Origin of the sequence: Curtobacterium sp. USHLN213 (genome assembly GCF_037144815.1) — a bacterium.
GTDB lineage: Bacteria > Actinomycetota > Actinomycetes > Actinomycetales > Microbacteriaceae > Curtobacterium.
Window position 1 is genome coordinate 57,318 of record NZ_JBBCYQ010000015.1, and the last position, 11,157, is coordinate 68,474.

Here is an 11,157-nt window from a genome sequence, read left to right on the forward strand (position 1 = left end):
CTACACCCGGGTGGCATCACCCTCGCGCTTGAACACCGTCCGGACGAGCAGCCAGGTCACCCAGAGCAGGGCGGCGTAGAGCGGGACGCCCGTGATGAGCTTGATGCCGGCGAGCAGTTCGACCTGGGCGGTCAGGTACAGCGGCACCTCGATGAGGAGCCGGATCGCGAAGAGTCCGACCCAGAGCCAGGTCGCAACGGTGAGCACACGGCGCTTCGCCGGGTCGCGACGCCAGTCCTGCGGGGTGCCGTCCTCGTTCGGCGGGAGCAAGAACCCGACGACCAGGCCGATGAGCGGCTGCCGGATCACCAGCGTCACGAGCAGCCCGACGAGCCACACGGCGTTGATGACGATCCCGGGGATGAAGTTGCTCTCGGCCCGCCCGGTGATGAGCGCCAGGCCGGCGGAGATCGCCACGCCGAGGATCCCCGCGAGGCTCATCACGAGCGACTGGCGCTGCAGCAGACGGAGCACCACGAACACGACGCCGATCGCGACCGGGATCAGGACGCTCGGGACGACCTCCTTCGTGATCGCGTAGACCACGAGGAACGCGAGCCCGGGCAGGACGGACTCGACCAGGCCGCGCACGCCGCCGATGGCCGCGACGAGGGCATGCCCCGACGGCGCCTCGCCCGGCGCGACCTTGCCGAGCCCGGTGTTGGCGACGGCGGCACGCATCTGGTCGCTGAACGAGGGCAGCGCGTCGGGCGCGTCCGCCTCGGGACGGGTGGTGTCGTCGTGGTCCGGCACCGTGCCTCCTGGTTCGGGTCGCCGGTCAGATGGCCGACTGCGTCGACTTCGGCATGTGCAGCGGGATGAGGTCGCGCGGCGGCATCGGGGTGGTCCCGCGGACCACGACGACGCTGCGGAACAGGTCCTCGATCTCGGCCGCGTCGTCGGGCTGCTCGGCGGCCTTGCCGGCGATCACGCCGCGCAGGAACCAGCGCGGGCCGTCGACGCCGATGAACCGCGCGGGGCGGGCCCCGTCGGTGACGCCCGTGCCGTCGGAGACGACCGGGACCTGGGCGCGGAGCTCGGGGCCGAACGGACCGTCGACCTCGGACACGATGCCGCCCTGGCGCTCGATCTGCTCGGCGATCTGGGCGCGGATCTCGTGCCAGAGCCCGGTGGAGCGGGGTGCGGCGAACGGCTGCACCTGCAGCGTGGACTCGTCGTAGTCGAGCCCGACCGCGACGACGCGCTGCGAGCCCTCCTCCACCTCGAGCCGCAGGTGGAGCCCCTCGCGCGGGAGGACCTTCACACCGCCGAGGTCGACGTACGGACGGACCAGGTTCGCCTCGGTCTCGTCGTGCGGGCCGCTCTCGGCACGGTCCTCGGGCGCGGACTTGTCGGTCGGCGCGACGGCGTCCACCTCGTCGAGGTCGGCGTCGGCGTCGATCGCGATGTCGACCTCCGGCGTCGTCTCGGCCACCTCGACCTCGTCGGCGACGGCGTCCGCCACCTCGACCTCGTCACGCTTGCGTCGGCCGAACTTCATGCGCGCGTTCCTTCCTGAGCGTTGTCCGCGGCGCCGCTGACGGCACCGCTCCGGTCACCGTAGCCCGACGAGCCGAACCCGCCCTGGCCGCGGACGCTGTCGGGCAGCTCGTCGACGCGGGTGAACGACACGCGCGGGACCGGCATGACGATCATCTGGGCGATGCGGTCTCCGACGTGCACCTCGTGCGCGGCGGCCTGGTCGGTGTTGAGCAGCGCGACCTTGATCTCGCCGCGGTACCCGGCGTCGACGGTGCCGGGGGCGTTCACGATCGTGATGCCGTGCTTCGCGGCGAGACCGCTGCGCGGGACCACGAACGCGGCGTACCCGTCCGGCAGCGCGATCTTGAGGCCCGTGCCCACGAGCCGACGCTCGCCGGGCTGCAGGACGAACGCCTCGGTCGAGACGAGGTCCGCACCGGCGTCACCGGGGTGGGCGTATCCGGGAGCGTTCTCCCCGGTCCAGAGCACGTCGACTGGTTCGGTCACGTGTCGAGGGTAGTGCAGACCGTGACCGTTCCGTGACCTGGTCGGAGTCGTGGTCGAATGGTGTCGTGACCCTGTACCGCGAACGACTGTGGGCTCCGCCCGTCCTCTACCTGGCGACGGCGCTCGTCATCCCCGCCAGCCTCCTCGTGTTCCTGCCGATCAGCGTGCTCGCCGGCGTCCTCGTGGCGGTCGGCATGTACCTCGGCGTGCTCGTGCTGCTCTGGGCGCTGGCTCCGACCATCGAGGTCACGGAGACCGAGTTCCGCGCCGGTCGGGCGCACCTACCGCGGACGCTCGTGGGCGAGGTCGAGGGCTACGAGGGCGCCGAGGCCACCACGCAGCGCGGGCCGAAGCTCGACGCCCGCGCCTGGACGCTCTTCCGCGGCTACGTGCGCGGGGTCGTCAAGGTCGAGGTGCAGGACCCCGCGGACCCGACGCCCTACTGGCTGGTCAGCGTCCGCAACCCGTCGGCCGTCGTCGCCGCCCTGCGGTCCTGAGTCCCCACCTGCGATCCAGGAGGCGCGGTGCGGGCCCGACCCGCGCCTCCTGTCCGGCACGGCGCACGTCTGCCCGCCCAGCGCACGCAGAACGGCCCGTCACCTCGCGGTGACGGGCCGTTCTGGTTTCGTGCGTTCCCTAGAGCGCCGCGCACTCCGCGCAGACCGGGCCGAGCTTCGACTCGTGGTCGAGCTGCGAGCGGTGCTTCACGAGGAAGCACTCGACGCAGGTGAACTCGTCGACCTGGGGCGGGAGCACGACGACGTCGAGGTCGACGTCGCTGAGGTCCTGTCCGGCGAGCTCGAAGCTGCCGGGGTTGTCGGAATCATCGTCGACGACCCCCGACATCTTGTCGGGAACGCGCTCCTTGAGGGCCTCGATCGACTCCGAGTCGGAGTTGTCGTCGGTCTTCCGGGGGGCGTCGTAATCGGTGGCCATGCCCATCCATTTCTCGTATCGAGAGGTCGTCGCCGGTGATCGGCGGCGACAGTTTGCACCACGTCTCGCCAGAGCGCAAACCGAAGTCTCCGGCGGGTCGTTCTGGCGCTGCAACCCGTGTGCCCGCCCGTCCATTCCCGCTGTCCGGAAACGCTCGCACGGGAGTCCACGGCACGCCCGTGCGCCTCCGCGGGATCGGGTCCGGACGGCTGCATACTCACGGGGTACGAGGCACGACCGTACGCGACGCTCGGAAGGCGGAACCATGCAAGACGTGAGAGTCATCGGGGTGGAGTCCGGGGCACTCCTGCTCGCGACCGACGGCGGGACCGAGTTCCGACTGCCCGTCACCTCGTCGCTGCCCGGTCAGGTCCGGCAGGCGAACCCCGAGTCCGGTCCGCACAAGCGCGTGTCCCCCAAGGACGTGCAGGCGCGGATCCGCGGCGGTGCCGATGCCGCCGAGGTCGCCCTGGCGCTCGACGTCGACGTCGAGTACGTGCGGCGCTTCGAGGGCCCCGTCCTCGCCGAGCGTGCCTTCATCCTCGACGCCGCGCACCGCGTGCCGGTCACCCCGGTCGACGACGAGTCGCCCGACACCTTCGGCGAGGCGATCACCGCCAAGCTCGAGGCGGGCGAGGCCAGCGGGATCGCCTGGGCGTCGTGGAAGCACGTCGAGAGCGGCTGGCAGGTCCGCGTGCACTACACGGCCGCCGAGGTCGAGCACGACGCCCAGTGGCGCTTCGACCCGAAGACGTCGACGCTGACGCCCGACAACGGCGACGCGCACCGGCTCTCCCACACCGAGGACGAGGGCATCGCGCCGCGGCTCCGTGCGGTCGAGAACGACCACCAGGACACCGACGGGACGCGGTTCGACTCCGGCGCGTTCCGGGTCGACGAACCCGACGAGGACGTCACGAACCCCGAGGTGCAGGAGCGTCCGCTCCGCGCGCCGCTCCCCCGCATCGGAGCCGCCGTCGAGGAACGCGCCCCCGGCAACGAGACCGCCGACCTGCTCGAGGCGCTCCGCCGCCGTCGTGGCGAGCGCGAGGCCGCGGCCTTCGGCGAACAGCCGCAGGACGACGGACGACGGACCTCGATCAGCGTCGTCGACATCCCGCTGCAGGGTTTCGAGGACTCGTCGGACACCGCGCCGCAGCCGGACGCTCGACCCACCTCCGCACCCGAGGCCGAGGCCGGGCGGCAGGACCGCAAGAAGCGGAACCGACGGTCGATGCCGAGCTGGGACGAGATCGTCTTCGGGACCCGGCCGGACGACGACCCGGCCTGATCCCCGGCGACGCCCGTGCTCGTGCTACTGCGCGAACGCCCCGGCGAGGCGCAGCGGCACCATGGTCTCCTCGTCGGTCATCGCACCGTGCTGGCCGACCATGCGCTTCGGTGACTCGCCGTCGCGCAGGGCCCGGTCGTCGTTGAACGCCCAAGACCCCCGTGCCACGAGCACGACGTCCCCGATGCGCGGGACGACCTCGTCCGACACGTCGCCGAACCAGCCGGCGGCGATCGCCTCGTCACGGCTCGCGACGTACGCCTTCTTGCCGTAGCGCGCCCGGAACTGCCCGACGAGGGAGCGGACGTCGGTGCCCGGTGCGACCGTGAACTGCCGGCAGCGCGGGTCGCCGGCGACCCCGATGACGTCGGTCAGCAGGAGCGGGTCGAGCGCGATGTTCGCGTGGTCGGGGACGTCGAGCACGCCGTGGTCGGCCGTCACGACGATCCCGACGTCGGCGGCGGCACGGCCCTCGAGCCGAGCGAGTTCGCCGTCGAGGAGTTCGAGTGCCGCGGTCCACCGGTCGGACTGCCAGCCGTGCTTGTGCCCGATCGAGTCGAGCTCCGGGACGTAGAGGTACACGAGTGAGCGCCCCGTCGCGGTCTCGGCGAGGGCGGCATCGACGCGCTGCGGGATCGAGTCGGCCGGGACGTAGCGCGCGCCGCCGAGGACGTTGGCGGTCATCCCCGAGGAGCGGTACCGGGCGGGTCCGACCACCACGGGGTCGACGCCGAGCGCCGGCGCCTCGGTGAACAGCGTGCGGGCGAGGAACCAGTCGGCCGGGACCTCGTCGTCCCAGCCGCTCAGCAGGTTCATCACCCGGCCGGTGTCGGGGTTCCAGCCGCTGTACCCGACCACGCCGTGGGTGCCGGGCGACCGACCGGTCGTCAGCGTGCTCAGTGCGGCCGCCGTCGTCGTCGGGAAGCCGCTGCGCAGTCGCTTCTTGCTGGCGGCGAGCCAGCGGGCGTGTCCGGCGCGCGCTGCCAGCGCGCCGGCACCGAGGCCGTCGACCAGCACGACGATCGCGGAACGGGCGGGGCGGAGGGTGATCCGCGCCTCCAGTCCGGTGGAACGCAACCAGGCGTCGTCCGCAGCGCCGAGCGCGACGAGGCAACTCGGGAAGACGTCGGCGAGGTTCGCGGTGGCGTCGGGGGCCGTCGGTACGCTTGTTCCCATCTCCCCCAGTCTCGCAGAAGGGTGCCATGGCACGCACGGAAGCAGTCGGCCTGCCCGACGGTGAACGCATCGAGGACGTCGACGTCTCCGAGGAGATGCAGGGCTCCTTCCTCGAGTACGCGTACTCCGTCATCTACTCACGGGCACTCCCCGACGCACGCGACGGCCTGAAGCCCGTGCAGCGGCGCATCCTCTACCAGATGGCCGAGATGGGGCTCCGGCCCGACCGCGGCCACGTGAAGAGCGCCCGCGTCACCGGCGAGGTGATGGGCAAGCTGCACCCGCACGGCGACGGCGCGATCTACGACGCCCTCGTGCGCATGGCGCAGCCGTTCACGATGCGCGTGCCGCTCGTCGACGGACACGGCAACTTCGGCTCGCTCGACGACGGTCCCGCGGCCGCCCGCTACACCGAGGCCCGCCTCGCCGAACCGTCGATGGCCATGACCGAGGGCCTGGGCGAGGACGTCGTCGACTTCGTCCCGAACTACGACAACCAGATCATGCAGCCGGGCGTGCTGCCCGCGGCCTTCCCGAACCTGCTCGTCAACGGCGCGTCGGGCATCGCGGTCGGCATGGCGACGAACATGGCGCCGCACAACCTCGGCGAGGTGGTCGAGGCCGCGAAGCACCTGCTCATGAACCCGCAGGCGACGCTCGACGAACTGATGGAGTTCGTGCCGGGCCCCGACCTGCCCTCCGGCGGCACCATCGTCGGGCTCTCCGGCGTGCGCGACGCCTACGCCAGCGGCCGCGGCTCGTTCCGGACGCGCGCGAAGGTGAGCGTCGAGAACCTCACCCCGCGCAAGGTCGGCCTCGTGGTCACCGAGCTGCCGTACCTGGTCGGCCCGGAGCGCGTGATCGAGAAGATCAAGGACGGCGTCCAGTCGAAGAAGCTCGTCGGCATCTCCGACGTGAACGACCTGACCGACCGCAACCACGGGCTCCGGCTCGTCATCGGCATCAAGAGCGGCTTCAACCCCACCGCCGTGCTCGAGCAGCTGTACAAGCACACCCCGCTCGAGGACGGCTTCGGCATCAACAACGTCGCGCTGGTCGGCGGATCGCCCAAGACCCTCGGGCTGCGCGAGCTGCTCGACGTCTACGTGCAGCACCGGCTGTCCGTCGTCACCCGGCGGTCCGAGTACCGGCTCGCGCGTCGCCGCGAGCGGTTGCACCTGGTCGAGGGACTGCTCATCGCGATCCTCGACATCGACGAGGTCATCGAGGTCATCCGCTCCTCGGACGACTCCGAGGCGGCGCGCTCCCGCCTGCAGACGGTGTTCGACCTGTCCGAGGTGCAGGCCGAGTACATCCTCGAACTGCGGCTCCGGCGCCTGACGAAGTTCTCACGCCTCGAGCTCGAGGGCGAGCGCGACCAGCTGCTCGCCGACATCGCCGCGCTCGAGGAACTGCTCGCGTCCGACGAGCGGCTCCGTGCCCAGGTCGCGCTCGAGCTCACCGAGGTGTCCGACCGGTTCGCGACCCCGCGCCGGACCCTGCTCACCGAGGCCGACGCCCCCGTCAAGGGTGGTCGCAAGGCCGCGGTCGACCCGGAGTCCCTGCAGATCGCCGATTCGCCGTGCCGCGTGTTGCTCTCGACCACGGGGCGGCTCATCCGCGTCGACATCCCGACGTCCGAGCTCGGCATCGTCCGGGTGCCGAAGCGGTCCAAGCACGACGCCGTCCGCTCGTCGATCGTCAGTTCGGTGCGCGGGCAGGTCGGGGCGCTCACCTCGACCGGGCGCGTGATCCGGCTCTCCCCCGTCGACGTCCCCGCCGTGCCGCCGGCCGCGGTCCGGCTCGACGCCGGCGTCCGGGTGACGGACTTCCTCGGCATCGCCCGCGGCGAGACCGTGGTCGCCCTCGTCGATCTCTCCGGCGCCTCGTCGGACTCGCTCGCCATCGGCACCGTGCAGGGCGTCGTGAAGCGCGTCGTGCCCGGAGCCTGGCCGGACAAGCCCGAGTTCCCCGCGATCGGGCTGAAGCCCGGCGACGCGGTCGTCGGTGCCGCCCAGGCGCCCGAGTCGGACGACCTCGTGTTCATCACCTCGAACGCGCAGCTGCTGCGGTTCCCGGCGTCTGGCGTCCGTGCGCAGGGCCTCCCCGCCGGTGGAGTCGCCGGTGTGGCCCTCGCCGCGGGTGCCTCGGCGATCTGGTTCGGATCCGTCGCCCGCTCCGACGACGCCGTGGTCGCGACGGTCTCGGCGTCGTCCTCGGCCCTGCCCGGCACCGACACCGGCCGCGCCAAGGTCTCGGCCCTGTCGGAGTTCCCGGCGAAGGGCCGTGCGACCCAGGGTGTGCGGGCGCACGCGTTCCTCAAGGGCGAGGACGGCCTGACGGTGGCGTGGGCGGGCATCGCTCCCCCGCACGCGGTCGGGTCGGACGGCGCTGCCCGGACGCTGCCGGACTGGCTGTCGAAGCGCGACGGGTCGGGGGCGCCGCTCGACGCCGTGATCGACTCGATCGGTGGGAGTGCGGCGGCGCTCGACGGCACCGCCGGCGAGGCGTAGGCGCGCCGCGCGACCTTTCGCGCCAGCCGACAGTTCACGGGCCTTTCGCCGCGTGAACTGTCGCCCACCGCGTGAACACGCGGCCGCGCCGCGGCGGACGCCGAGACTCGGCCCCGCGGACAGAACTCGCGCCGCCGCGGCGCGAGACCGTCCGCCCAGCCGAGACTCGCCCGCGCGCGCGGCCGTGCCGGCGGCGACTTTTCGCGCCAGGCGACAGTTCACGGGCCCCTCGCCCCGTGAACTGTCGCCCACCGCGTGAGCACGCGGACGGGAGGCGCGGGACGGCCCCGCACCGCGCCTCCCGTCCGCCCATGGGGACGACCACCGCCCCGACCACCGCAACACGCTGCGAACTCACGCGGCTGGCGACACGTCACGGCGCCAGCGCCGCGTGACGTGTCGCCGAGCGCGTGAGGTCGCGCCGCACGGCGGCGCCGAGACTCGGCCTCGCGGACAGAACTCGCGCAGCCGCGGCGCGAAAGTGTCCGCTGAGGCGAGACTCGGCGGCGCCGCGCGCGCAGCGCGCCGCGCCGCCTACGCGTCGATACGGTCGCGGTCGAGGCCCTCGCCGGCGAGGATGAACTCCTTGCGCGGCGCCACGTCGTTGCCCATGAGCAGCTCGAAGACCTTCGCAGCACCCTCGGCATCGGTGATGTTCACCCGGCGCAGCGTCCGGTGCGTGCGGTCCATCGTGGTCTCCGCCAGCTGGTCGGCGTCCATCTCGCCGAGGCCCTTGTACCGCTGGATCGGCTCCTGGTACTTCTTGCCCTGCTTCTCGAGCTTCTTCAGTACGGCCTGCAGCTCGGCCTCGGAGTAGGTGTACAGCGTGTCGTTCGCCTTGCCACGGTTCACCACGACGACCCGGTGCAGCGGCGGCACGGCGGCGAACACCCGACCCTGCTCGATCATCGGCCGCATGTACCGGAAGAACAGCGTGAGCAGGAGCGTCCGGATGTGGGCGCCGTCGACGTCGGCGTCGGACATGATGATGACCTTGCCGTAGCGGGCCTGGTCGATCTCGAACGTCCGGCCGGAGCCGGCGCCGATGACCTGGATGATCGAGGCACACTCGGCGTTCGAGAGCATGTCCGAGACGGACGCCTTCTGCACGTTGAGGATCTTGCCGCGGATCGGCAGCAGCGCCTGGTACTCGCTGTTCCGCGCGAGCTTGGCGGTGCCGAGCGCGGAGTCGCCCTCGACGATGAAGAGTTCGGTCCCCTCGGCGTCCTGCTTGCGGCAGTCGGCGAGCTTCGTCGGCAGCGAGGAGTTCTCGAGCGCGTTCTTCCGGCGCTGGGTCTCCTTGTGCGCCCGGGCCGAGATGCGCGTCTTCATCTCGGCGACGACCTTCTCGAGCAGGGTCGCTGCCTGGGCCTTCTCGGTGCGCTGCGTCGACGTGAGGATCTCGGTGAGGCGCTTCGACACGACCTGGTCGACGATCTTCCGGACCGCCGGGGTGCCGAGGACCTCCTTCGTCTGACCTTCGAACTGCGGCTCGGGCAGGCGGACGGTGAGCACCGCGGTCATGCCGGCGAGCACGTCGTCCTTCTCGAGCTTGTCCTGCCCGACCTTCAGCTTGCGGGCGTTCGCCTCGACCTGGGCGCGCACGGCTTTGACCACGCCGGACTCGAAGCCGGCCTGGTGCGTGCCGCCCTTGGGCGTCGCGATGATGTTGACGAAGCTGCGGAACACCGTCTCGTAGCCGCTGCCCCATCGCAGCGCGAGGTCGACCTCGCATTCACGCGACACCGAGGTCGACACCATGTGGCCCTTGTCGTCGAGCATCGGCACGGTCTCGGTGAAGGTGCCGGTCCCCTGGATTCGCCAGACGTCGGTGACGGCGGAGTCGAGGGCGAGGTGCTCGACGAACTCACCGATCCCGCCCTCGTACCGGAAGCGCTCGACGACGGGACCGGGCTCGACAGGAGTGCCCGTGGCCTCCGCCCGCGCTGCCGCTGCCTCGATCGAGGCGGGCCGCGCGTCCGTGATGGTGATGCCGAGCCCGGGCACGAGGAAGGCCGTCTGGCGCGCTCGGCTGACGAGGTCGCTGGTGCTGAACTTCGCGTCGGAGGTGAAGATCTGCCGGTCGGCCCAGTACCGCACGCGGGACCCGGTCACGCCCTTCTTCACCTTGCCGGCGACGCGCAACTCGCTGCCGGAGGTGAAGGGGGTGAACGGCGCGTCCGGCCCGTCGCCGGCGAACGTGCCCGGCTCGCCGCGGTGGAACGACATCGCGTAGGTCTTGCCGCCCCGGTCGACCTCGACGTCGAGGCGCTCCGACAGCGCGTTCACGACCGAGGCACCGACACCGTGCAGCCCACCGGACGCGGCGTACGACCCGGAACCGAACTTGCCACCCGCGTGGAGCTTCGTGAACACCACCTCGACCCCGGTCAGACCGGTCTTCGGCTCGACGTCGACGGGGATGCCACGAGCGGTGTCGCGGACCTCGACCGAACCGTCGGGGTGCAGCAGCACGCCGATCTCGTCGCCGTGCCCGGCGAGGGCTTCGTCGACGGAGTTGTCGATGATCTCCCACAGGCAGTGCATGAGCCCGCGGGAGTCCGTCGACCCGATGTACATGCCCGGACGCTTGCGGACCGCCTCGAGCCCTTCGAGGACGGAGAGATGGCGTGCAGAGTAGTCGGAGCTCACCTTCCGATGCTAGCGATCCGCACCGACACCACCGCGCGGACACTCGGACTGGGGACAGCCGATCCGCGCTGAGCGAAACGGGCGATCACAATGCGCCACTCTCAGGCATCACGTGTTGAAATAGGTGGACCAAGCCGCACCACCTGCGATCCGTGAGGAGCACAGCAATGACCCAGACCGTGCAGGACCTCTCCATCGACGAAGTCAGCAGCCACCAGCTCACCGCTGCCGACCGTTGCGACAGCTGCGGCGCGCAGGCGTACATCCGGGCCACCATGGCCAGCGGTGAGCTGTACTTCTGTGCGCACCACGGCGCCGAGTTCAAGGACAAGCTCGCAGCGACCGCCATCGAGTGGCACGACGAGAGCAGCCGACTCTACGAGTCGAAGTAGCGCCCACAGACGCGAGCGCTGAACAGACAGGAGGCGGGGGGGGGGGGGGGGGCGCCCCCGCCGGCCGGCGGGGGGGGGGGGGGGGGGGGGGGGGGGGCGGGGGGGGGGGGGGGGGGGGGGGGGGGGGGGGGGGGGGGCGGCGGGGGGGGGCGAGGGCGGGGGGGGGGGGGGGGGGGGGGGGGGGCGGGGGGGGGGGCGGGGGGCGGCC

10 protein-coding genes are annotated in these 11,157 nt (G+C 71.8%); 4 read left to right on the forward strand and 6 right to left on the reverse strand.

From position 1 onward, the window contains the following. Genes WFH25_RS17635 through dut form a run of 3 tightly spaced genes read right to left on the reverse strand, consistent with a single transcriptional unit; the run spans position 1 to position 1,989 of the window. Positions 1–753 carry a DUF3159 domain-containing protein gene (locus tag WFH25_RS17635; protein WP_336698797.1) on the reverse strand — a complete coding sequence of 251 codons (753 nt, stop codon included), beginning with the start codon at positions 751–753 and terminating at the stop codon, positions 1–3. A gap of 25 nt (positions 754–778) precedes the next feature. Then, the gene (locus WFH25_RS17640; RefSeq protein ID WP_229086592.1) at positions 779–1,501 is read right to left on the reverse strand and encodes a DUF3710 domain-containing protein; all 723 of its coding nucleotides are present in this window, start codon (positions 1,499–1,501) and stop codon (positions 779–781) included. Further along, positions 1,498–1,989: a dUTP diphosphatase gene (dut, locus tag WFH25_RS17645; protein WP_070418805.1), complete on the reverse strand. Its 492-nt coding sequence runs from the start codon at positions 1,987–1,989 to the stop codon at positions 1,498–1,500. Before dut ends, WFH25_RS17640 begins: the two co-directional genes overlap by 4 nt. A gap of 65 nt (positions 1,990–2,054) precedes the next feature. Between dut and WFH25_RS17650 the strand changes: the two genes are divergently transcribed. Then, positions 2,055–2,486, forward strand: coding sequence for a DUF3093 domain-containing protein (locus WFH25_RS17650; RefSeq protein ID WP_070418804.1), 432 nt, complete (start codon positions 2,055–2,057; stop codon positions 2,484–2,486). A 139-nt stretch (positions 2,487–2,625) separates the two neighbouring features. Here the strand turns inward: WFH25_RS17650 and WFH25_RS17655 are convergent, their stop codons facing one another. Then, positions 2,626–2,925 carry a DUF4193 domain-containing protein gene (locus tag WFH25_RS17655; protein ID WP_031263038.1) on the reverse strand — a complete coding sequence of 100 codons (300 nt, stop codon included), beginning with the start codon at positions 2,923–2,925 and terminating at the stop codon, positions 2,626–2,628. A gap of 265 nt (positions 2,926–3,190) precedes the next feature. On the opposite strand from WFH25_RS17655, the gene sepH reads away from it, so the two are divergent. Next, positions 3,191–4,216, forward strand: a complete 1,026-nt coding sequence (gene sepH / locus WFH25_RS17660; RefSeq protein WP_070418803.1) for a septation protein SepH — start codon at positions 3,191–3,193, stop codon at positions 4,214–4,216. Between the two features lie 24 nt (positions 4,217–4,240). Here the strand turns inward: sepH and WFH25_RS17665 are convergent, their stop codons facing one another. Continuing rightward, complete coding sequence (locus WFH25_RS17665) at positions 4,241–5,392, reverse strand: alkaline phosphatase family protein (protein ID WP_336698799.1); 1,152 nt, start codon at positions 5,390–5,392, stop codon at positions 4,241–4,243. A gap of 26 nt (positions 5,393–5,418) precedes the next feature. Here WFH25_RS17665 and WFH25_RS17670 point away from each other — a divergent pair, with 26 nt between their 5' ends. Continuing rightward, the gene (locus tag WFH25_RS17670) at positions 5,419–7,905 is read left to right on the forward strand and encodes a DNA gyrase/topoisomerase IV subunit A (RefSeq protein WP_336698800.1); all 2,487 of its coding nucleotides are present in this window, start codon (positions 5,419–5,421) and stop codon (positions 7,903–7,905) included. Between the two features lie 534 nt (positions 7,906–8,439). Here WFH25_RS17670 and WFH25_RS17675 read toward each other — a convergent pair. Beyond that, positions 8,440–10,557: a DNA gyrase/topoisomerase IV subunit B gene (locus tag WFH25_RS17675; protein WP_071295250.1), complete on the reverse strand. Its 2,118-nt coding sequence runs from the start codon at positions 10,555–10,557 to the stop codon at positions 8,440–8,442. Between the two features lie 167 nt (positions 10,558–10,724). Here WFH25_RS17675 and WFH25_RS17680 point away from each other — a divergent pair, with 167 nt between their 5' ends. Further along, on the forward strand, positions 10,725–10,949 hold the full coding sequence (locus WFH25_RS17680; RefSeq protein WP_070418799.1) for a DUF7455 domain-containing protein: 225 nt from the start codon (positions 10,725–10,727) through the stop codon (positions 10,947–10,949). The last annotated feature ends 208 nt before the right edge of the window (positions 10,950–11,157 follow it).